Annotated in this window: 6 protein-coding genes; all 6 read left to right on the top strand. The window is 41.7% G+C overall.

Annotated elements, in window-relative coordinates; all coding sequences use genetic code 11:
• On the top strand, positions 1 to 8046 hold the full coding sequence (locus JMN32_RS22740; protein ID WP_202858687.1) for a non-ribosomal peptide synthetase: 8046 nt from the start codon (positions 1 to 3) through the stop codon (positions 8044 to 8046).
• A gap of 80 nt (positions 8047 to 8126) precedes the next feature.
• On the top strand, positions 8127 to 14975 hold the full coding sequence (locus JMN32_RS22735) for a non-ribosomal peptide synthetase (protein WP_202858686.1): 6849 nt from the start codon (positions 8127 to 8129) through the stop codon (positions 14973 to 14975).
• A 164-nt stretch (positions 14976 to 15139) separates the two neighbouring features.
• A complete protein-coding gene (locus tag JMN32_RS22730; RefSeq protein ID WP_202858685.1) occupies positions 15140 to 22345 on the top strand; it encodes a non-ribosomal peptide synthetase in 7206 nt (2401 codons plus the stop codon).
• Between the two features lie 88 nt (positions 22346 to 22433).
• Positions 22434 to 24101, top strand: a complete 1668-nt coding sequence (locus JMN32_RS22725) for a cyclic peptide export ABC transporter (protein WP_202858684.1) — start codon at positions 22434 to 22436, stop codon at positions 24099 to 24101.
• Positions 24102 to 24104: 3 nt separating this feature from the next.
• The gene (locus JMN32_RS22720) at positions 24105 to 24812 is read left to right on the top strand and encodes a thioesterase II family protein (protein ID WP_202858683.1); all 708 of its coding nucleotides are present in this window, start codon (positions 24105 to 24107) and stop codon (positions 24810 to 24812) included.
• Positions 24809 to 26407 carry an MBL fold metallo-hydrolase gene (locus JMN32_RS22715; RefSeq protein ID WP_202858682.1) on the top strand — a complete coding sequence of 533 codons (1599 nt, stop codon included), beginning with the start codon at positions 24809 to 24811 and terminating at the stop codon, positions 26405 to 26407. The genes JMN32_RS22720 and JMN32_RS22715 overlap by 4 nt, the downstream gene beginning before the upstream one ends.
• The last annotated feature ends 17 nt before the right edge of the window (positions 26408 to 26424 follow it).

Below are 26424 nucleotides of genomic sequence, written 5' to 3'. Positions count from 1 at the left end.
ATGGATAAAGTACTTTTATCAAGTAGCAAGTATGCCCCTTATAAAGCATTTTGGAAACAGTTTCTCAGCAGTCATGAGCATGGTTTTGCTTTTAAACAGGAGCAAGGCAACAGTGATAGTGCCGGGAAGCTGCAAAACCTGACCTTTTCGCTTGATAAGGAGAAAACAGCTCCTCTGTTTGAATTGGTTAATGGCAATGATATGGGCATTTTTGTGTCCTTACTTGCGGTGACCGGTGCCCTGCTGCACAAGTACACTGAGCAATCTGCTGTTATCATTAATACACCACTGCTTCAGTCTCAAAAGGATAAGAAACGCCTCGTGGATTATGTCCCGATGGCGATGACTATAGGAGAGGAACAGTCATGGGAAGAACACCTTGTGGCTGTACAAAAGCTGGTGAAAGAGTCATATACCTATCAGAATTTCCCCCTCAATCTGTTGAAAGAGGATGATTCCGATGAGGCTCCTGTATATGCAACCAATGTTTTGCTGACCTACGATGGCATTCACCTGGAATCAGAAGATACAGCCAGGTATGACCTGATCATACAGGTTGCCCGTAAGGATGCATCACTTGAACTGACAGTAAGCTATAATACCGAAGGTTTTGACAAGTATTTTGTTGAGCATATAAAAGGGCACCTGGAAACCCTGATGGATAAACTCAGCACTCCTACAGTGCGTCTGGCAGAAAGTGACTACCTGACCGCAGAAGAAAGGGAACAGGTACTCACGGGTTTTAATGGAAAGATCACCGATTCAGCAAGCCATAAAAGTCTGGTAGAATTGTTCGAGGCTCAGGCAATTGAGCATCCGGAAACTCAGGCGATAGTCTATAATGAAAACAAAGTAACCTATGGTGAACTGAGTGCAAAGTCAAATCAACTGGCAAGGCATCTGCATGATGAAATGGGAGTGAGGCAAGGAGATGCCGTAGGTCTCATGGTGGACCGTTCGGAGCGAATGATCATAGGGTTGATGAGTATACTCAAACTGGGTGCCATCTATGTGCCAATAGACGCTGCTCACATGGCAGATCATACCAGGAATATATTTGAAGAAACTGACCTGAAAGTATTGCTTCTGGACTCTACCTATATGTTTAACATCACTGGGTTTGATAAGCCGGCTTTTGTGCTCGACTATCAGCTTGGCCAGTTGGAAGAATCAGCGGAAGACTTTAATGCAGGCTATAAAGCTGATGATCTGGCTTATATCATTTACACCTCAGGGTCTACCGGTAAGCGAAAGGGAGTGATGGTGAATTACGGTTCACTATCTAACCTGTGCCACTGGTATATAGAGCGCTATCAAATGGAAACCTCTTCCAATGTGCTATTGATGGTACCCTTTGGATTTGATGCCTCTATAAAAAATATGATAGCCCCTTTAATGGCAGGCGGTACAGTGGTGATCAGCCCTGCCGGCAGCTATGACCCCGAGGCTATTGCCAATATGATTGCTAAAGAACAGGTAACACATATTAACTGTGTGCCTACCGCCTTTTTACCAGTATTGCAGCATGCCGGGCAAGAGGACTACCAGGGACTCCAAACATTAAAGTGGTTGGCCTTTGGAGGCGAGCAACTCAATATTAAACCTTTCCTTGACTGGACAAGTAAAGCACATTGTCAGGTCAAAATCACGAATGTGTATGGACCCACCGAGGGTGTGGATTCCTCAACGGTATACGAAGTGCCGGCGGAAAGGGAAAATCAACCTACTAAAATACCTATTGGAAAGCCAGTGCCTAATGTGAAGGTGTATATCCTGGACAAGGCTATGCATCCGGTTCCCGTAGGCATGAAAGGTGAGATCTACCTGGGAGGACTTGGTGTAGCCAATGGCTACCTGGCCTCTCCTGAGCTAACCGCAGAGAAATTTGTTAAAGACCCGTTTGCTGATGCAGACAGTCATAAGCTATACAGGACCGGTGACATCGCCAGGAGGAAAGCCGATGGTAATGTTGAATTTTTGGGCAGGGTTGATGACCAGTTAAAGATCGGTGGAATACGGATAGAGCCGGGAGAGATAGAACATGTGCTGCAACAGCATCCTGTTGTTAGCGAAGCATACCTTCAGGTAGACAATGCTGGTGAGGAAAAAAGCCTTACCGGTGTGTTGAAGCTTGATAAGCATCGTACGTATCCTATTTTTAAGATTATAGACCTGTTGAAGGCTAATCCTGACCTGTTGTCTTCACTTTATAAGTTTCCAAATGGACTTATCGGGTTTCACATCAATAAAACGGAGACAGATTTTATTTACAATGAGGTCTTTGGAGACCAGTGCTATATTCGTCATGGTATAAGAATGAACCATGGAGATGTAATTTTTGATGTGGGAGCCAATATTGGTATGTTTTCGATGTTTGCAGCCCTTCATTTTCAGGATGTTAATGTATACGCCTTTGAGCCTATGCCTGAAGTATATCATGTGCTCAAAGCCAATGCATCTATATACAGCCCTAACATTCATGTGCATAATGTTGGCATATCCAATGAAGAAGGAACTGCCACATTTACCTACTATCCGAACAATACAGCACTTTCAGGAAGGTATGGAGATGAAGCAGACGATAAGCGTATACTGCGTACGACCCTTATAAACCAATTGGAGCAGGAGGGGTCAGCAGTAGATGGTTCACATATCAATGATGTAATAGATGCGCGGATCAAAGGTGAAGAGATACAATGTAAGCTCACCAGCATCTCCCATGTCATCAGAAAGAACAACATCAAAAAAATAGATTACCTGAAGGTCGATGTGGAGAGGAGTGAACTTAACGTATTGGAAGGAATAGACGATGAGCACTGGCCGATGATCAAACAGGTGGTCATCGAGGTGCATGATGTGGATGGCAGGCTTGATACCATTACAAACCTGTTGAACAAACATGGTTTCATCATCCACACCAAAGAAGAAGATCTGCTCAAAGGCACCGGACTTTACAATCTTTATGCTACGCGAGATAGCGAAAATCAGAATACTGATCGTCAGGTACTCGAACCGATACAATTCAACCATGAAGGACTTTGGACGAGCAAAAAAGAATTGATCAAAAGTATCCAGTCATATTGCAGGGAACGCTTGCCTGCTTACATGATCCCGTCTAAGTTTGAAGTAGCAGAGGTTATACCATTGACTCCTAACGGTAAAGTCGATAGAAGCAAACTTTCTGAATATGACGAGGTAGATTATGAACCGGAGTCAAATACCGTGCTTCCGAGAAACGAGACTGAAAGTACGCTGGTCTCCATATGGGAAAGAATAATAGGCAGGTCACCTATTGGTATTGAAGACGACTTCTTTGAGCTGGGAGGGCACTCACTTACGGCGCTTAGAATTACCCACCTCATCTATGAAGAGATGGGTGCCAATATTGGGTTGAACAGCATTTTTATGTATCGTACCATACAGGAACTGGCCCCTGAAGTAGAGAAGTCGAAGCATAGTACCTTTCAATATACACTGGCTCCTGAAGGAGAAGAATATTATGATGTATCGCATGCTCAAAAGCGTTTGTGGGTCATCCATCAATTCAAGGAGAGTGCCGCAGCTTACCATATGCCTGCCGCTTATTCGTTGAAGGATATTAATGTTGAAGCCCTGGAGCAGGCATTTGCCACACTTGTTGAGAGGCATGAGAGTTTGAGAACGACCTTCATAACCGTTGAAGGAGAGCCCAAACAAAAGATTCATTCAAGCGCTGAATTTAACTTCAGGATAGAGCACACGGACTTGAGGGACCATACGGACCAGGATCAGCAGATAGCAGCCATAACCCAGGCCGTAGTCAATGAACCTTTTGATTTGGAAAAGGGACCGCTGTTGCGCGCCAGACTAATTCAACTGGGAAGTAATGAGTACCGCCTGATATTTGTGATGCATCACATTATTTCTGACGGGTGGTCAGTAATGATCATGTCGCGGGAGATCTTCACACTTTATGATGCCTTCAGTCAAAACCGTGAAAACCCGTTACCGCCGCTTAGGATTCAATATAAAGACTATGCCCTGGCTCAAAACCAGGCATTGAATGATACACAAAATAACCCGGACAGGGAGTACTGGCTCAATCAGTTTCAAGGTGAAATACCTGTACTGGAACTGCCTCTTGATAAGGCACGGCCAACTGTTAAAACCTTTAACGGAAGCTTTGTTAGTGCAGTCTTTGATCCGGTAGTGAGTGATAAGTTACAGCAGATGAGTCAGCAGAATGGTACCAGTCTTTTTGTAGTTCTGCTTACTTTGGTCAAGACCCTTTTACATCGCTACACCCAGCAGGAGGACCTGGTTATCGGTACTACGGTAGCGGGAAGAGAGCATCCTGACCTGGAAGGGCAGATTGGTTTCTATATCAATATGCTGGCTATTCGTTCCCAGCTTTCAGGCCAACAGCCATTTGCTGAAGCATTACGACACGTAAAACAGAATGTAGTAGATGGATTGAAACATCAGCAATATCCATTTGATAAACTGGTGGACGAACTGGAGCTGAAAAGAGATCCGGGACGCTCTCCATTGTTTGATGTGTTGGTAGAGTTCCTGAACTTTAAGATTGATAGCGCTGAAGAAAAATCAGGAGGCTCGTCTGATCAATCTACGATTGCTCCGGAAGCAGCACCATACGCGGTCAGTAAGTATGACCTATCCTTTAAGTTTGATCAGTCAGAGCAAGGTATAATGGCGGCCGTTGAGTACAATACCGATTTGTTTACTCAAGAAAGAGTATCACAAATACTACGTCATGTGGAAGAACTGGCAGCCCATGTAGTAGACAACATGGAACTTCCTTTGGAAGAATTGCAATACATGAGCCGTGAGGAGGAAACCCTGCTATTGGAAGCGTTTAATACCAGCACTGCGGATGTAGCAAATCATCAGCCAGTATATCAGCTTTTCGACCAGCAGGCAGCCCAAAACCCTGAAGCCATAAGTGTTGTATCTGGCGATAGGTCACTGACCTACCAGGAACTTCAGGAATCTGCCAATCGCCTGGCTCATTACCTGAAATCGGAATGTCAAATTCAACCCAATGATACTGTTGCGTTGATGCTACCACCCGATGAGCAAATGATCATAGCCATAATGGCCATACTAAAGTCCGGAGCAGCCTTTATACCGGTAGATGTAGACTACCCTGAAAAGCGCAGAGCATTTCTGCTGGCCGATTCTCAGGCCAAGGTATTGATCACGCGCTCAGACCTTATGCTGGATATGGTTGACGTATACAGTGGTCAATTGTTTGCTATGGATGTTCAGCTTGAACAACTCAGTACTGAAGCTAGCAATCCGACTTATACCGATAATCTTCAGGACCTGGCTTATGTGATGTATACTTCAGGATCAACAGGTACGCCAAAAGGTGTCGAGATCAGGCATGAAAACCTTTCCAATTATATCATGTGGGCCAATGGGTACTACTTCGGAGAGAGCAGCCAAAGCCCGATGGCCTTGTTTACATCATTGTCATTTGATTTAACACTTACGAGTATTTTCTCCAGCCTTACACGCGGTGAGCGACTGATCATTTTTGATCACAAGCAAGTTGATGAACGCCTGAAAGCGGTCTTTGACCCGAACTCTGAAGTTCGCGTAGTGAAGTTGACACCATCGCATATCAACTTACTGGAAGAGCTTGGCATGGAGAAAACATCGATCGAAAAGGTCATCGTTGGAGGCGAAGAATTGCATGAAAAGCATGTCAGGATATTAAAAGCCCTTAACCCTGCCATAGAGATATACAACGAATATGGTCCTACAGAAGCCACCATTGGCTGTATGATCAAATCGATCAGCGATGATGGCGAGCCTATAACCATTGGAAAGCCTATAGCCAACACACGCATTTACATATTGGATCACAATCAAAGGCCTATGCCTGTAGGGGTTCCCGGAGAGATTTGTGTTGCAGGTGCGGGCGTATCTTCAGGTTATTGGCAACAGCCTGAATTGACCGGTAAGAAGTTTATTAAAAACCCTTTTAAGGATAATAGCAGAATCTATCTGACCGGAGATAAGGGTAAATGGATGCCCGATGGAGAAGTAGTGATGCTCGGACGGATTGACCAGCAGGTTAAAGTGAGAGGGTATAGAATAGAAACTGGAGAAGTGGAACAGGCACTTCTGCAAATGGACGCGATTGGCCAGGCTGCAGTTATTCCTGTTTATAGTGATGGCGAGAATTGTGAACTGGCCAGTTTTTATACGCTTGCCGAAGGTTTTGAACCAAGTAGTTCGGAGGTCAGGCAGAAGCTGGCTGAATATATACCGGAGTATATGATACCGGCCTTCTTTGTAGCCCGGGAAACTTTACCATTGACTCCCAATGGCAAAATTGATCGGAAGGCTTTAGCAGAACTAAGCCTGATAGAGCAAAGTGAAGAGCAGGAATACCTTGCTCCCCGAACCGATAATGAGAGAAAACTGGTTGAGATCTGGGAGTCCGTGTTGTTAAAAGACAAAATCGGATTAAAAGATAACTTCTTCAGTCTTGGAGGCCACTCTTTAAAAGCCATACAAATAGTGGCACGAATTCATAAAGTGTTTAATGTGCAAATAGCCATAGGAGACATTTTTGTGAATCCTGTATTGGAGGACCTGGCTTTAAAAATTGATTCCTCGCTTAAAGAGGAATACGAGTCTATTCCTGTCATTGCTCAGCGTGATTACTACGATGTGTCTTACGCACAGAAACGTCTGTGGATTGTTAGCCAGTTTGATGGCATGGAAAGTGCCTATAACATCCCTAATACCTACATTTTTGAAGGAGGATTTGACAGGCCGGCATTTGAAAAGGCTTGCTTTGCACTTTTGGATAGGCATGAAATATTGAGAACCACTTTCACCCAACTGGATGAGGTAATCAAACAAAAGGTACATGATAGTGCTGGTTACGGTTTTGAAGTGGGATATGTAGACCTGAGAGGGGAGGAAAATAGCCTTGAAAATGTACAAGCATTGATGCGCGAGCAAATAAAAATTCCTTTTGATCTGGAGAAAGGGCCTTTGTTTAGCGTTAACCTGTTCCACCTTGAGGAGGACAAACACCTGATGCTTTTTGTAATCCACCACATTATTTATGATGGCTGGTCTATGAATATTTTGATACAGGAAGTACTTGCATTATACAATGCATTCAGACAGGACAAAGAAAATCCACTGCCGGCACTTGAGATACAGTATAAGGATTATTCTTACTGGCAACGTGAAAAACTGACAGGAGATAACCTGATCAACCATCGTGATTACTGGATGAGTAAATTTAGTGATGGTGCACCATTGTTGAATTTTGAGACAGACTATCCGCGACCTGAGATAAGGAAAACGGAAGGTGATATTGTAAGCTTTACTTTAGACAAACCGTTGGTGGACGGCATCAACGAGTTGTGCAAGCAGGAGGAGGTAAGTCTCTTTATATTCTGTATGGCAGTGGTAAATTCACTCTTTTACAGGTATACCGGGCAGGAAGATATTGTAATTGGTACACCAATTTCAGGAAGAGATCACCAAGACCTCGAGAACCAGATTGGTTTTTATATCAACAACCTGGCGCTGCGTACGCAATTCAGCAAAGAGGACACCTTTAAGGCCTTATTGGAGAAAGCAAAGCAAGTAGCGCTTGAGGCTTACGATCACCAGGTTTATCCTTTTGATCTACTGGTGGAAGACCTTGACATTGAAGCAAACAGAAGCAGATTCCCATTATTTGATATTTTGTTGCTGGTTGAAAACAGTATGGAGCCAACAGGCCAGGTCAAGTCTGACGATTTCTCTATTGAAGGGTTTAATTCGGGTTATCTGGTAAGTAATATAGATATGAGGATTGTAATTCAGGAAAAGGATGGAGATATCTCGGGGTATGTGGAATACAATGTCGCTTTATTTAAAAAAGAAACCATAAATGAGTTTGTGCAAAGGATATTGCGCGTGATGAATGAAGTTATCAATGACAACCAGGTCAAGATTTATGAATTAGAAGTAGGAGACAAGGACGACGAGGAAAATAAGGTAGAAGTATCTACCCAGTTTAATTTTTAGGAAAGAATTGTCCGGATGTATTGAAGATCTGCACGTAGCAATAGAAAATCAAATTCAAAAACATTATTGAAACATTTAAAATGGAAACAACGGCCGCTTATACAGGAAAAAAGTTTTTTAATCATTCAAAATTTTGGGAGCAGAAGCTAAGCTCAATAGATAATGCATTCAAAGTAAAAGGAAATAAGTTTAACGGAGATTGTAATTATCCATATCCGGAGTATACTTTTGAGTTGAATAAAAAACACACCGATTTACTGGAAAAGTATACAGGTGGCAGAGACCTTGAGCTATTCATTCTTTTGAAAGCAGGGTTTGATATCCTTTTTTCAAAGTATGAAAGAAGCGCGGATGTGATTATTGATACTCCTTTGCACAAAAGTAGTGTCACTGGAGAAATAGTGCAGGCACATGTTTCACTTATTCAGAGTGTCAACAAAGAAGAGTCGCTTAAAACACTATTTCAAAAGGTAAACCAGGGCACCCTGGAAAGCTATAAGTATCAAAATTTCCCATACCGCCTTCTCGCCAAGGATAAATCTTCAGCAGACAAGTTTCCTCTCACTAATGTTGCGTTGTTTGATCAGAAGGTGCATACCGCACCACCTGCAGATAGCCTGAAACACTACGATCTTATCATTGAAATTGTTAAGGAAGCTGGGGTTCATATAAAAATTTCCTTCAACACTGAAAAGTTTGACCAGTGGTTTGTTGAAAATATGGCTTTGCATTTTCAAAATATCCTTTCCTTTTTCAATGAACTGGATATATCCGTTAAGGACATCTCATTCTTATCGGAGGAACAGAAAAACAAGCTGGTTAACGAGTTTAACCAATCAGATTTAGACTTTCCAAAGGATAAAACCCTGGTTGATGTTTTTGAAGAACATGCCATCAAAACCCCTGAAAATAAGGCACTTGTTTATAAAAACACAACGCTAACTTATGATCAGCTAAACCAGAAAAGTAACCAGCTGGCACACTATTTACGAACCGAATGTGATGTGAAGCCCGGAGCCTGTGTAGCTGTGCTGATGGATAAATCGGAGAATTCTATTATCAGCTTTCTGGGGATACTTAAAGCAGGAGGGGTTTATGTACCCATAGACCCGAAAAACCCTAAAGAGCGGATCAGGCATGTCATTAGTGAAACGGGTTTAAAAACCATTTTAACTCAATCTGAATACCTTTTTGAACTGGATTACTTTGAGGGTAATTTATTCTCTATCGATATACAGTTAGAAGGACTTACTTACCCGACTACAAATCCTGATAAAATAAACCAGGTGACCGACACGGCCTATATCATCTATACATCAGGCTCTACTGGAAATCCAAAAGGAGTGGTAGTTGAGCATCAGGGAGTGGTGAACCTAGCGTTTGGTTATATACATGTGCTTGAGATCACGCCTGACGATAACATTCTGCAATTCTTTTCATTGTTGTTTGATGCCTCTGTTCTGGATATCGTGATGGCCCTGTTGGGTGGTGCCACCCTGGTTTTAGCGGATAAAGAAACCGTAAATAACAGTGAGGCCTTTGCGAAGTATGTAGAAGATAATCAGATCACTTTGATGACCTTAACACCTTCATACCTGCATACTTTGAACAGGCCCTCAATGGACTCTCTCAGGATCATTATCACTGGCGGAGAAGCTGCCATTGTGGATGATGCCCTGTATTATGCAAAAACAAAGGACTTTTATAATGCCTATGGGCCCTCTGAAGCAACCGTGCTTACCGCCTTGTACAAAGTTGACCCTGAGAAAGAATATTCCAGTATTCCAATAGGTTCACCACAGTCCAATAAAAAGGTCTTTATTCTGGATGAGGAATTGAATTTAGTACCTGAAGGTATTGCCGGTGAGCTATGCGTTTCCGGTGTTGGGTTGGCTCGTGAATATTTAAATGATAAAGACCTGACCGATGTGAAATTCATTGAGAATCCTTACCTGCCTGGAGAGAGGATGTATAGAACTGGCGATTTGGCCAAGTGGTTGCCCGATGGAAACATAGAGTTCATGGGAAGAAAAGATGATCAGATCAAAGTCAGAGGTTTCAGAGTTGAACTTGGAGAAATAGAAAGTGTCCTGAACAAAAATAGCCGTGTAAATGAAGGGGTTGTATTGCATAAAGAAGGGGAGAATAACCAGGGTGAATTGATAGCATTTTTTACAGAGCGCAGGAAAGTAGAGATCGCTCCGTCTTTAGGAGAGCATTCTCTTTATGACCGGTTCGTGTACCAATCGATGGCAACGGACTATACGCGTATTTCAGGTTATAAGAAAGTAATTGAGAACCTTGTTAAAGATAAAGTAGTAGTTGACGCAGGCACAGGGCCTGATATGATCCTGGCCCGTCAATGTCTGGCTGAAGGAGCTAAAAAGGTATATGCCGTTGAAATCTCTGATGAAGCCTACCAAATGGCTCAGGAAAATCTTAAGAAATATGGACTTCAAGATAAAGTAGTACTGATTCACGGAGATATTTCAGAGGTAGAATTTCCTGAGAAAGTTGATGTATGTGTTTCTGCCCTGGTCGGAAATATTGCCGGTTCAGATGGTTGCATTACCATGATCAACAACCTGAAATCAAACCTGAAGCAAGAGGAGCCAATTACCTTTGTACCTAATAAGTACCACACAAAAATTGGCTTGGCCAGCTTGCCTGAAGATGCTTTTGATTATGCCTTCTCCCATATGTCGATGCATTATGCTGAGGATATCTTTAACAAACAGGGGCATAAGTTTGACTTAAGGCTTTGCCTGCGAAACTTCACAAGGGACTATCTTATCTCTGACGATGGCCTGTTTGAGCATATTGGGTATGATGAAAATACTGAAGTTGAAGCCACTAATTCCGTAAAATTAACAGTAACGAAAGATGGTGAGGCCCACGGTTTTGCTTTATGGATAAATGCCATGTTCGATGAAAAAATGATCATTAACAGCATTGAGGGAACGCATCATATGCCGGTCTATTTTCCGGTCTTCCCTGAAGGAGTCGAAATGCATAAAGGCGATGAGCTGCATTTTGATGTCCGCAGAAAGCTGTCGGATGATAAACTAACCACAGACTATGTACTGGATGGGAAAATAGTGAGGAAAGAGAGGGGTGAAGAGCCTTTTACCTTTGAGTCACTCAATCATGGTGAGGAGTTCAGGCAAAATAAGTTTTATGAAAAGCTTTTTAATGAAAAGGGAGAGGTAAAAATAATCAGTGATGTAAGTGAGAAAAGCTTAAAAGCGTATTTGAGTGAAGGATTACCTGGATATATGGTGCCGAATCAGATCATTGCACTTGACGAAATGCCATTAAGCAGTAATGGGAAAATAGATAAGAAGGCCCTGCTTAAACTGGGAAATGCGGCAAATGAAAACAGGGGAAATTATGTAGCTCCCCGGACACCTGAAGAAAAAGTATTAGTTGCCATTTGGCAGGAGGTACTGAATAAGAAAAATATAGGTATCAAAGACGACTTCTTCTCTTTGGGTGGGGATTCTATTAAATCCATACAAATAGTAGCCAAAGTAAAAAAGCAACTGGATAAAGAGCTCAATATAGGCGCTTTGTATGAGAATAAGACCATTGAGGACCTTGCCAAATATTTGGCCGATCAGGCAAATGCTTCCCTGCATAATGCTCTGATGACGGGAATGGATAAATTGGAAGCGTTTAAACAGCGAATTTTTGATCAGGAGGGATGGATTGAACTGCCGGAATCATACGAAGATGTTTATCCTTTAACACCCATAGAACTGGGAATGATCTATTCATCCCTGATGCGCCCTGAGGAGCCTGTTTACCACGAACAACTCATTTTGAACGTAGACATTGATAACATAGACAATTTCAATGCAGCCATAGCCAAAATGGTTCAGCGCCATACTATTTATAGAACCAAATACTATATGAATAGCTATGGAGAACCCTTAAAAGTGGTATTGAAAGATATAGATCTGCCGGTAAACTTTGAAGATATTTCGAATTTATCCCAGGCCGAGAAACAAATCAAGATCAGAACGCTTACTGAGAAAAATTTAGATGCCAGGTTTAAGTTTGATGATGAGCTTTTGTGGAACCTCAATGTTTTTAAAGTTGAAGGCGACTCTTGCCTGATCGTATTCTACTTTCATCACGCCATATCAGACGGTTGGAGTTTCTCAGTTTTCAATACTGAATTATCTAATCTATTGGATAAAGAAGGCCTGAAAGATCTGCCTCCGTTAAAACATAGCTATAAAGACTATTGTGCCTTAATATTAGGCAGAGAAGAGTCTGATTCTATCAGACAATACTGGAAAGACCTGCTGGGAGGGTTTACCCGGAACAAGCTGCCTTTCAACTTCAGAAGGACTAAAATATCCGATGAAAAAGGTATGAAGTCAGTTCGTCAGCCCATTAGTAAGGAGTTGCTCCATAATTTGGAAGAGTTAAGAACATATCATAGTGTATCGCTCAAGTCTATCTTCCTCGCAGCTCATACCTACCTGATGCATATCGTTTGCTCTGAAGAAGATGTGGTGACCGGTATGGTAACACACGACAGGCCAGAATTAGAAGATGGTGAAAAAATAAACGGTTGCTTCTTAAATACCATCCCGGTCAGGGTTGAATTCGATAAAATAAAAAGCGGACTTCAACTGATTGAATTTATCCATAAATATTTGATTGATGTAAAACCCAATGAGATACATTTATCGGATATAGGGCAAATAGTGGGTGAAAAAGCATCGGTAGGGAACCCTGTGTTTGATACCTTACTGAACTTTACAGACTTCCACTCTTACCAGGAATGGAATGAAGATACCGCTATTCAGGAAGCTTCGGAAAGACTATTCGATGAGGAAACAAGTATTTCCAGCGAAATGACCAATACCATGTTTGACCTGGAAGTTGACAAAACCCAGGGCTCACTGTCAATCAGAATACAATACATTCCTGCTTATTTTCACCGTTCGGAAATTGGCTATGCATTACAGCTCTACGTTAGAATACTTGAGCAGTTTGTGCAAGACGCATCACTTCCGATCAGCTCTGTATCTCTTTTAACCGATACAGAGAAGAAAGAGGTCTTATCAGACTTTAATGATACCATTTGTGATTACTCAAGCGATAAGTCCATCAGTCAGCTTTTTGAGGCCAGGGTTTCAGAAAGCCCGGATCAGGTTGCATTAACCCGTAATCAGTCAACCATGACTTACGAAGAGCTGAACCAATCGGCTAATCAATTGGCCAGGTATCTGGTGAGCCAGGGAACGAAGCCTGGAGATAACGTAGGGCTATTGATAGGCAGAGGATTTGACACAGTGGTAGGCATGTATGCCGTACTTAAGGCTGGTGCCGCCTATGTGCCCATTGACCCGGAATACCCGGTAGACAGACAGCAGTATATTATCAATAACTCCGGTATCAACAGGGTAGTTTGCGACGAAGACTATCCCATTATTAAAGAGGTTGATAACGTACAGTTTCATGTAATAGATCATGAAAGCCTGAAATCCGAAAAAACAGATAACCTCGATATTACCGTTCCAACCGATCAGCTGGCCTATACCATTTATACTTCAGGCTCTACAGGAAGGCCAAAAGGAGTAATGGTAGAGCACCGTTCTGCTGTTAACCTGATCGAATGGGTGAACAAAACATATGAGGTTGGAGCTTCAGACCGACTGTTGTTTATTACCTCTATCTGCTTTGATCTGTCAGTTTACGATGTCTTTGGTATGCTGTCGGCAGGCGGTACGGTAGTAATAGCCGGTAAGGAAGAGGTACAGGATGTTGACGTGCTGAGTGAATTGATGATCAGAGAAAAGATCACATTCTGGGATTCTGTGCCAACAACTATGAACTACCTTGTTGGTGAATTGGAGCAGCGTACGGAGATTTTTGCTCAACATGAATTGAGGCTGGTGTTTATGAGTGGAGACTGGATTCCGGTACAGTTGCCGGATAAGGTCAGAAAATTCTTCCCTAATGCCCAGGTAATAAGTCTCGGAGGTGCAACAGAAGGCACAGTATGGTCTAATTTCTTCCCTATTGAAGATGTAAATCCGTACTGGAGCAGCATACCTTACGGTAAACCTATTGCTAACAACTATTTCTACATACTGGATAAAAACCAGGAACCGGTGCCATATAGTGTGGCCGGTGAGCTATACATCGGGGGCATTGGTGTAGCCAAGGGATATGCTAACGATCCGGAAAAGACCACTAAATCATTTGTTAAAGATCCATTTAACCAACAACTGGGTGGAAGAATGTATCGAACAGGTGATATGGGACGCATGTTACCTGATGGTAATATGGAATTTCTGGGAAGAGTTGACCATCAGGTGAAGATCAGAGGGTTCAGAGTTGAACTGGGAGAGATCGAAAGCATATTGTCCAAGCATGAGTCCATAAGTGAAGCAGTGGTAAACGTATTTACTGATTCGGACGGGAACAATCAGCTTTGCGGGTACTATGTACAACATAATGATATAGCCACACAGGAAATCAGAGATTACCTGAGTCAATATTTACCAGGTTATATGATCCCTGTTTATTTTGTTCCGATGCCTTCACTACCTTTGACGAGCAATGGCAAAATTGACCGTAAAGCATTGCCGGAACCGGAAAGTCTCACCCAAAAAACAGAGTTTATAGCTCCGCGTAACGAGGTAGAGGAAAAGATGGTGGCGATATGGGAGAAGATCCTGAGAAAAAATGGTATTGGAGCTGCTGACGACTTCTTTGAACTTGGTGGACATAGCTTAAGTGCTATGAAGCTTATGGCACAGATTCATAAGGAATTTGGAGTGAAGGTTAGTGTCAATGAAGTTTTCACTGAGACCACCATAGGAGACCTGTCAGCGTTAGTTTCCAGAAAAGTTTGGGCACAAACCTCAGATGAAAGTGTTGAAGCAGAGGAGAGTTTTACCTTATAAAAAAGATTCAAAACAGTCTGGTGAATATTGAAGTTGTGCGTGCCGGAAGCGGCATTCACAACTTCTTGATAAAAAATGAAGTCAGTAGTCCTTTGTGCTATGCAATCAGTACAAGGATATAAAAAAGTATTGCTTTTGAAGGCTATTAAGCCATCTGGATAAATATGATAGAGCAGCTAATAGATAAGTTAATTGAGCATAACATCAAGGTTGAAGTAGTTGATGATCAATTAAAAGTGTATAAGGATATCAGTCAAATACCTGTTGACCTTCTAAAGGAAATGAAGGCGCATAAACAGGATTTGATTGACTATTTGACCAATAGCCATAAGTCAGAGCAATTTGAAGGTATTCCTGCCGCAGCGAAAGCAGAAAGCTATCCTGTTTCAGATGCTCAACGCAGGCTTTGGGTGCTCAGTCAGTTTGATGAAGGTTCCGCAGCCTATAACCTTTTTGGGCAGCTAGACCTAAAAGGGTATTACAACCTTGATGATCTGGGCAAAGCTGTAGATGCAGTTATTGATCGCCATGAGGTGTTGCGTACAGTGTTCGGGGAAGATGAAAATGGAGAGCCCCGCCAGCAAATATTGGATCGGGAACAGTTAGGTTTTTGTGTTGAGCGCATTGACCTATCCCAAAAGGCAGACTGTAAAGAGTTACTGAGCAGCTATATAAATGAGGATAAATACCAATCATTTGATCTTAAAAATGGACCACTGGTGCGTGTTTATCTTTTTCAATTATCTGATACATTCTCTGTTCTTTATTTCAACATGCACCATATCATCAGCGATGGCTGGTCAATGGATCTGTTGATTAAAGAGATATTTGCCATCTATACGGCCTATCAAAGAAAACAGGAACCAGCTTTGCCAGAACTGAGAATTCAGTACAAAGATTATACTGTATGGCAGGCAAAACAATTGGAGGGGGGAGAGTTTCGTAAGTATCAGACTTATTGGTTAGATAACTTGTCCGGAGAGTTGTCGGTAATAGACTTGCCCGGAGATAAGTTGCGTCCTAAGGTTAAGACCTACAGAGGACATAACCTGTCAACATTTATTTCTGAAAGCACGACTCAAAATTTGCGATCCTTTATCAAGCAGCAAGGTGGCAGTTTGTACATGGGATTATTGGCCTGCTGGAATGCCTTATTTTATAGATATACCTCCCAGAGAGATATTATTATCGGCACCGTGGTAGCAGGCAGAGAGCATAGCGATCTGGCTAATCAGGTAGGGTTCTATGTTAATACATTGGCGCTACGTAACCAGGTAGATCCTGAAGAAAGCTTTACTACACTGTATAAAAGGGTGCAGGCCACTACCATGTCAGCCTTTGATAACCAACTGTACCCCTTCGACCGTCTGGTGGATAGTTTGGATTTACGTAGAGATACAAGCCGAAATCCGGTATTTGATGTTTTGCTTTCACTGCAAAATACCAGCGAAAATGCGAGTGAGCTTCAACTGGAGAAGGGATCAATAGACAAGATAGCAGATAATGGCCCTGCTGCATCGAAGTTTGATTTGGAAATCACCTTTCAGGAGATAGGTAGTTATCTGTACTTCCATATCAATTATAATACTGATGTATATGATCAGGAAATGATAGAAGGACTTATGAGGCACTACAAGCAGCTTATGGAGTCGCTGATATCATTTCCGAACGCGAAAATAGGGCTGGTTAATTACCTGAATACCGATGAACAAAATCAGCTTCTGACATCATTTAACGACACCTGGACTGATTATGATAGAGACAAGTCGGTAGTAGAACTTTTTGAAGATCGGGTAAAGGACACCCCTCATCTTCCAGCCCTTATTTTTGAAGGTCGGGTGTTGACCTATCAGGAACTAGACCTGCAGTGTAACCAATTAGCTAATTACCTCAGAGAAAATTATGAAATCGAGCCCGATGAGCTTATAGGTGTTTCATTGGGAAGAAGCGAGTGGTATATCATATCCATATTGGCTGTGCTTAAAGTTGAGGGAGCTTATGTGCCGCTAAATCCTGATTACCCCCAGGATAGGATTGATTATATTAAAAATGATACCGGTAGCAAGCTTTGGATCGATGATGCTGAGTTGGCCAGATATAAAACAAGTCAGACTTCATATTCAACAGCCTCATGTTATAAAAAGACAGATAGAGATCGCCTGGCCATGGTTTTATACACTTCGGGTTCTACCGGTAAGCCCAAAGGAGCTATGCTAAGGCAGCGGTCCGTAGTCAGGTTGGTGAATAATATTAGTTATCTAAGTATAGGGTCGGGAGATAGTGTATTAGGCTTGTCAAGTTTCGATTTTGATGCTTCAACGTTCGACATTTTTATGCCCCTGTTGAATGGTGCTACCCTGGTGCTTTCGTCCAAAGAATTCTTTCTTGATCTCTCAAAACTGGAAAGTTTAATAACAGACCATGAGATAAACTATCTGTTTTTAACCACAGCTTTGTTCAATACCGTAATGGAGGATCATTTACCTTCATTAGGCAACTTAAAGTACCTGCTTTTCGGGGGAGAGCAGGCATCTGTAAATCACGTCCGGCGGTTTAAATCGCTTTACCCTCATGTGAGATTGCTGAATTTATATGGGCCTACTGAAAACACGAGTTTTTCAACTTACTATGAGATAGAAGAAATTCCAGGCAAAGAACAGCTTTTGCCCATAGGGAAACCTGTACCCAACAGCACCTGTTATATTTTAGATCAGTATCAGAATCTGGTTCCTTTAGGCGTAGTGGGAGAAATATGTGTGGGGGGTGACGGACTGGCTAAAGGCTACCTGAAAAAGCCTGATCTCACTAGCGAGAAATTTGTCGATCAGCCGTTTGTTTTTAGCAATTCGGGCAAAAAGGAGAGCAGAAGCATAAAACTATACAAAACCGGAGATCTTGGCAGATGGCTGTCCGATGGCAATATAGAGTTTGTCGGGAGAAAGGATAATCAGGTAAAAATTAGAGGGCACAGAATTGAACTCGGAGAAATAGAGCACGCCTTACTGCAATTTGAGGAAATCGGGCAGGCCGTAGTGTTGGCGAGAACTAACCAGCATGGAGAAAAAGAGTTAGTCACCTATTTTACCTCTGGACGGGAGTTGAAAATAGCAGACCTGAAGTCATTACTAAAGACTCAGCTACCTGACTATATGGTGCCGGTTTATTTCATCCAGTTGGATGAACTACCGGTGACGAGCAATGGCAAGGTGGACAGAAAAGCATTACCAGAACCTGATGAGATGGAGCTGGAAACTGAATATATAGCTCCTAGAAATGAAATTGAGTGTAAACTGGTTACGATTTGGGAAAGTGTTTTGGCAAAGACTGGTATTGGTATAAAGGATGACTTTTTTGCCCTGGGTGGACACAGTCTTAAAGCTACCAGACTTTTGGCTAAGGCTCATAAGGAGTTTGGTGTAAGAGTGACCATGAATGACATCTTCGCTCATACCACATTGGAAGACCTGGCTGCTCTGGTAGAAAGTAACACATCGAAGACCATATTACATGTTGCGGATGGTTTTAAAGAGATTCCTCGCGTGGCAGAAAGTACAAGCTATCCGGTGTCAGATGCTCAGCGCAGGCTATGGGTGCTTAGTCAATTTGAGGGAGGTTCGGTGGCCTATAACATACACGGCCAGCTGGAGTTGAAAGGTGATTATGATTATTATAATTTTGAGAAGGCACTATACACAGTTATAGAGAGACACGAAATTTTAAGAACTGTATTTGAAGAAGATCCGAAAACGGGAGAACTGAGACAGCGCATTTTAGAGCCTGCACAATTGCAGTTTAAAGCAGATACAATTGACTTAAGCAGTGAAGTTAATATTCAGGCCAAGGCACAAGAGTACATCAGAGAAGACAGGTACAAGGCTTTTGATCTGGAAAAAGGGCCACTACTGCGTGTGAGCCTGTTAAAACTACGGGGCAGCCTTACGCTTTTTTGCTATAACCTTCATCATATCATTAGCGATGGCTGGTCAATGGATGTGATGATCAGGGAGATCTTTACGATCTATGATGCTTTGCAGAAAGGTGAGCTTGCCAAGCTGCCAGAGTTGAGCATTCAATATAAAGATTACGCTGCATGGCAATTGAAACAGCTGGAAGAAGCCTCATTTCAGGCTTACCGCTCATACTGGATGGACAGGCTGTCCGGAGAATTACCCGTCTTGGAATTGCCTACACTGAAGTCACGTCCGAAAGTAGTTACCCACCAAGGGTATAGCTTGGGTGCGTATATACCTACCGATAGCACGGAGAAGTTAAAAGCATTTAGCCAGTCTCACGGGGGGAGTTTGTACATGGGCATCCTGGCCTGTTGGAACGCCTTGTTTTATCGGTATACATCGCAAAAAGATATCATCATAGGTACCGTAGTCTCAGGCAGAGAGCATACGGACCTGGCGAACCAAATAGGTTTTTATGTAAACACATTGGCACTTCGCAATCAGGTAGACCCTTGTGAAGATTTCGTAAGCCTGTTCAAGAGGATCAAATCGAGTACCTTGTCAGCTTTTGATCATCAGCACTATCCGTTCGATCGCTTGGTTGAAGACCTCGACTTACAACGGGATACCAGCCGTAGTGCCATTTTTGATGTACTGTTTACTTTTCAAAATGCGGGTGAAAATAATAGTGATCTCCCTGCCGAGGAAATGCTGAATAGCATTACCGATAATGGACCTAGTGCCTCAAAATACGACATAGAAATCACCTTTCAGGAGTTTGACGATCACTTGCACTTCCTGATAAACTTCAATAAGGATGTTTATGAGCGGGAGATGATAGAAGGTTTGATGAAGCACTTCAGGCAGTTGCTGAATTCTTTGCTGAATCATCCTGAAGAACAAATTGGAGCCATAGACCTCCTGACTGCTGAAGAACGGGATCAGCTCACAGACAAATGGATGGGCATCGACGTTAGCAAGGGATCAGAAAGGACCGTTGTGGAACTTTTTATGTCTCAGGTTGCGACTACCCCGGATTACACAGCCCTTGAATTAGAAGACAGGGATATTACCTATCAGGAGCTGGATGCACTGTCCGGGCAATTTGCCAATTATTTGAAAACGCAATATGCGGTGGGTGCTAATGACCTGGTAGGCTTACAGCTTAAAAGGAGTGAATGGTCAATAATAGCAATATTGGGGATCTTAAAATCAGGAGCCGCCTATGTGCCTGTAGATCCAGCCTATCCTGCTGAACGGATCTCCTATATCATAGAAGATAGTCATTGTAAGGTCTGTATTGACAACAATGAGTTGGAGAACTTTAAGTCAAACTCAGCTCTGTATTCATCAACCCTCAACAGTACAAAACCAGCATTAGCAGATCTGGCTTATGTAATTTATACTTCAGGCTCTACTGGCTTGCCCAAGGGTGTGATGATCGAACACGGAGCTTTAATGAATTATATAGGTTTTGCTCAGTCAACCTATTTGATTCCACCATTTGAAAATTCGGCATTCGGACTATTCACCTCGTTGTCGTTTGATTTAACGGTAAGCAGTTTGTTTTTACCTCTTGTGTCGGGAGGTAAATTGAAGGTTTATAGCTCAGATTGGGAAATAGCAGATGTTTTAAAGCATTATCTGGAAGGTAGCTTCACCCATATCAAGCTTACACCGGCTCACATCGATGTTATAGCAGCACTTGACCTGAAAACTACTTCCGTGCAGGTAGCCATCGTAGGGGGAGATACTTTATATCCCGGACAGGTAGATGTTCTAAGGAGATTAAACCCTTCAATGAGAATTTACAATGAATATGGACCTACTGAAAGCACGGTGGGGTGTACTGTAAAGGAACTGAAAGCAGGAGAGCGCATTGACATAGGGAGACCTATACCCAACACATCTATCTATATACTTAATGAAGTGGCAGCGGTTCAACCTCAGGGTGTTGTTGGGGAGATTTGCATTGTGGGACTAGGGTTATCCAGAGGGTATTTGCATAGGCCCGAACTGACCCAAGAGAAATTTATCATCCATTCTGGTCTTGCTAATACCAAACTATATAAAACCGGAGATCTGGGTAGGTGGTTGCCCGACGGTAATATAGAGTTTTTGGGTAGAATGGATAACCAGGTAAAAATACACGGCTATAGAGTCGAACTTCATGAAGTAGAACGTGCTTTACTTGAACTTACAGAGGTAGAGCAGGCAACTGTGATACCAGTCAACAGTGATAAGTTAGGAGGGATGGAATTGGCTGCCTATTTTACTTCGTCTCAGAAGCAAAGTGTATCAGCTTTAAAAACATTGCTGGGAGAAAAATTACCCAAATATATGTTGCCTGCTTACTTTGTACAGTTGCAGAAATTGCCTTTGACTGTAAATGGTAAAGTAAACAAAAAGGCATTACCCAATCCGAAGAAAGATACACTGTCGAGCGGGGTAGCTTATGTAGCTCCTGAGCGTGAAATAGAAAAGCAGCTCACCTCATTGTGGGAGAAGCTATTGCAAAGAGTAAACATTGGGCTTAAAGACGACTTTTTTATGATTGGAGGTAATAGCATTAACCTTGTACGTCTTTCAGGTTTATATAGGAGAGAATTTAATAAAAAGATCCCTGTACAGATGCTGTTTGAAAACCCAGTATTGGAGCAACATGCCCAATTATTAGAGGAGCATTTGTCAACTGTCGAAGAGGAATTCGTTCCTTTGAATACATCAAATCCCAAAAACAGGAATATGATCTTCATTCCTCCCATCATGGGGCATGCGATCATTTTCAGAGATTTTGCAAAATATATCGAAGGTGAGTTTAACTGCTACGGTCTAAATTATGATGGAGACCGCAGTTATAATTCACTAGAGGAGATCAGTGATCATTTCTCACAGCTGATTACCCACAAAGGGTTTGATAAAAATGAAACACTATTTGTTTTGGGATATTCCATGGGGGCTGCTATCGCATATGAAGTCGTTAAAAATCTGGAAAAACTCAACTTTACCTGTGAACTGGTACTAGTGGACAGGTATCCTAATGAGGAGATTTTTATTGATTCTATCGATCAATATTCTGAAGAAGTGGTGGCACAATATTTAAATGAAACTATTCTGGGGTTATACCAAGACGTTTCAGAAGAGGAGTCTATACGCCTTAAGCAGATTCTTTTAAAAAATACAAAAATTTTGGAAGATTATCGTATTTCTGGTGTTATAAGTGCTAATATTACAGGCATAGTGACTACCAAGAATTCTGGTGGCGATTACATGAGCCCCTGGAAAAAATATTCCAAAGGAGAGTTTCAATTATACACTTTGGAAACGACTCATTATGAAATATTTAAAAAGCCATTTTTTGATAGCATATATAGGTCTATCACAGTTTCAGAGACAATGAGTTTGTCCGGACAATAAAAACAGATTTCTAAAGTTGAAGCACAAAGTTTCAATTGTTAAAACGTAAAATTAGTATTGATTAAATACAAGTAAATAATCTATTGGCATGAATACATTAATGACCTTACTGCAAAAGAGATCAAGGTTTTTTTATTTTTTCTGTATAGTATTCGGTTTGGTAAGCAGTCTCTGGAATATTGGGTTATTGGGAACAATCAATGCCACACTTACCGGAGATGAAATTCCTTTTGCTATACTTCCAGTCTGGCAATTGTTTGTGCTATTGCTGGTATTATCCCTTGTCACCAGCAAATTGTTTCAAAATTTTATGGTGAAGCTTAGCAATGACTTGTCGTATGATTTTGGGATATCAATCATAGAAAAGTTAAGGTTCGCTGCATATGAGGACTATGAAGCCATGGGAAAGGAAAGGGTGTATACTGCATTGCAGGATGCACAAATGGTAAGTAGTATCCCCAGAACGATGATCGAGTCATTCAACTCAATAATTATTGTGGTAAGCTGTATGGGATATTTGTACTATGCTTCCTGGATTGGCGGGCTCATGTTAACATTGGTTTTTATCCTGATTGTGCTGTTTTATGTGGTGCGGAATAAGAAGATTGAAAAAGACTTCAATATTGTGAGGGATATGCAAAACAGTTATTTCAGATATATTAACGATCTGATTCTGGGGTTCAAAGAGATTAAAATGAACAGCAAGAGGAATGACTCCCTGTATCAGGATTATATCAATGCCAATAGAATCAAGACCAAAGATCTGCTTATTGAAAATCAGAATAAGTATGTGAACAATAACCTTGTTGGTACTTATAGCTTTTATGTAGTAATAGGAGTTTCGCTCTTTGCATTACCCATGTTTTTTGAACTGGAAATACAGCAGGTATCAGCTTATATCATTACGCTACTTTATGTTTTGGGGCCGTTAGGTGGTTTGATTAATCTTATTCCGGTTTACACCAATGTTAAGATTGCTGTTGAACGTCTCGAGGAGTTTGACGATAAGTTGAATTCCCTGTCTACGATTAAAGTAAGGCATGGCGACCTTTCTGAAATTAACGACGAGTTTGAATCCATAGTTTTTGAAAATGTCACTTACGAGTATTACAGCAAGAAAGATCAGCGCACTTTTCAGTTGGGCCCAATTAATTTGGAAATAAAGAGAGGTGAATTGATGTTTATTATTGGGGGGAATGGAAGTGGTAAAAGTACATTTGTGAAGTTGCTCACCGGAATTTATAAGCCAACCAGTGGGGTCATTTACATCAATGGTGTACCGGTATCAGCAAACAATTATCCCTACTACCGTAATCAGATATCAGCCATTTTTACTGACAATTACCTGTTTAGTGAAAACTATGATAACATCGATTTTCAGAATTCATCCGTCTCACTCAAACAGTACATTGATACCATGCAGCTTGCAGAAGCACTCCGTATAGACAGGGAGAGAAATGTGATAGAAAATGGCCTTTCAAAAGGCCAGCAGAAAAGGTTGGCCATGATTTATGCCTTGATGGAAAATCGCCAGGTTTGTGTATTTGACGAATGGGCAGCAGAGCAGGATCCGGTTTTCAGACGCTATTTTTATGAGGTGATCATCAAAGATCTACAAAGAGATGGCAAAACCGTCATTATCATCACCCACGATGATGAGTTTTATCATCATACTGATAGACTTATAAAACTGGATTATGGAAAAATAATATCCAATAAAGTAATTAATAAACCAGAACTTGAACCAAAAATATAGCCTATGATCAAGTTATTTTGCCTCCCGTTTGCTGGGGGCAGCAAGTATTCCTATAGGGGATATGAGACAGACGCTCCGGCAGATATTGAAGTGATTCCTATAGAATTGCCGGGGAGAGGTCAAAGAATCAGGGAACCCCTGATGACGGATTTGGAAGCACTAGTGGATGATTTGTACGATAAGCTGGCTCCACAACTTGACCTCGGACCCTATGCAATTTACGGGCATAGTATGGGGGCATTCCTGACTCATTTGTTGACAAAGAAAATTCTTGCAAACAACCATGAAAAACCCCTGCATTTGTTTTTAACGGGGTGTAGGGGGCCGTCGGTGGATGACCCGGATAAAGGAAAGCACCTCTTGCCTAAAGATAAGTTTGTGGATAAGCTCATTGAATACGGAGGCAGCCCTGATGAAATACTTCAGGACCGACAGTTGTTCGATTTTTTTGAGCCCATTCTGAGGGCTGATTTTGAAGCCATTGAATCCTATAAACACGATTCTTCTGAGCCGCATAACATACCTATGACGGTAATGATCGGCGACCAGGAGGTGACTACCGCAGATGATGCCAGAGCCTGGCAAAAAGAAAGTACTATACCGATTAACTTCATAGAGTTTCCCGGCAAGCACTTTTTCATTTTCGATCACCAAAAAGAAATTATGGAAATTATTACCTCTACTTTAACTTTAATACAAATAACATCATGAGTAACAAGAAAGTATACCTGAAGTCCAACGTAGTTCCGGAGCCTTTATTTGAAGGGTGGTATGCCTGGTCTCACCTGATTTCTCCGGCCACTGCTGCCAGGAACATTACAGATAGGCATTTAAAGATTATAAACTCATACATTCAGGCACCGCAAATCCATGCGGCAGCGGTTAAAAACCCCAAAATGCTGGGAGGCCCGTTTATGGACTTCAATGGTGTTGATAGAAAAGCTGATGTGGAAGTGCATAAGCAGCAGATATTGGAGCGTCAGCAAAAAATGATTGAACTATCAGATGCAATTAAAGAACTCAACTCTATGCTGATGAACGAAGCAAAAGGGTATTCTTTGGAGCCTCTTTATGAAAAAGTGCCTGATATTTTGAAAGGGTATGTAGAACTAACCTATGATACTAATAATCAGCCTTCTTATCGTTTTTTTGAGTCATTGCTATACAAAAGTGAGTACTACGATGACTCTTACCAAAGCATTGCGCTGTATTTAATTGAAGAAGATGACCGTCCCTTTGTATTGAGTACACCACGTTTAAGCGAAGAGGGTGTGATTCACCTTAGAATTCCGTTTAATCATAAGGGAATTGACGAGTTGTTTAAAATGCAGCGTGTTCCTAACTCATATGAAAAAATAAGAGATGAATTGGGAATCTCTCCTGAAGATGAAGAAATATTCAAAACCTTTTTCACTGAGACGCCACCTAAGCCTTACGAAAAGTATGAGGGAGAGGGTATCAGAACCAGATACTTTGGCCACGCATGCATACTGGTAGAAACTAAGGATGTATCTATACTTGCAGATCCGGTGATCAGCTATGGTTATGATTCTGAAATATCAAGATACACCTACACAGACTTACCTGATGAAATTGACTTTGTTCTAATTACACATAACCATCAGGATCATATTCTATTCGAGACATTGCTGCAATTGAGGCATAAAATCAAGCATATAATTGTTCCGAGAAATGGTAGTGGTGAATTACAGGATCCAAACCTGAAGTTAATGTTCAACCACTTAGGGTTTGATAATGTAATAGAATTGTCTGAAATGGATAGTATCAAAATAGGAGATTGCGAGATCACCGGGCTACCTTTTTTAGGAGAGCATGCTGATTTGAATATTGCTACTAAGCTTTGTCACCATGTAAAATTCGAGGATAAACTATCGGTACTATTTGCAGCTGATTCATGCAATATTGAGCCAAAACTTTATGAGCATGTTCAAAAAGTAATAGGAAACGTCGATGTGCTATTCCTGGGTATGGAGTGTGATGGAGCACCTTTGTCATGGCTATACGGTCCATTGATTACCGAAAAATTAGATCGCGATAAAGATCAGTCTCGTAGATTAGCAGGTAGTAATTATGAGCGAGGTATGCACATTGTAGATCAGTTTAGTCCTAAAGAGACCTATGTCTATGCTATGGGGCAAGAACCTTGGTTAAATTACATCATGACCATAAAATATACGCCAGAATCTAATCCGATTATTGCATCTAATAAGTTGATAGAAGACTGCAAAACCAGAGGTACAGAGGCAGAGCGATTATTTGGAGAGAAGGAAATCTTCTATAACTAATCAGAAGTCAGGAAGGT

The organism is Fulvivirga marina (genome assembly GCF_016775155.1).
GTDB lineage: Bacteria > Bacteroidota > Bacteroidia > Cytophagales > Cyclobacteriaceae > Fulvivirga > Fulvivirga marina.
Note: the sequence above shows the minus strand (reverse complement) of the source record. Positions and strands in the feature narration are given on the sequence as shown.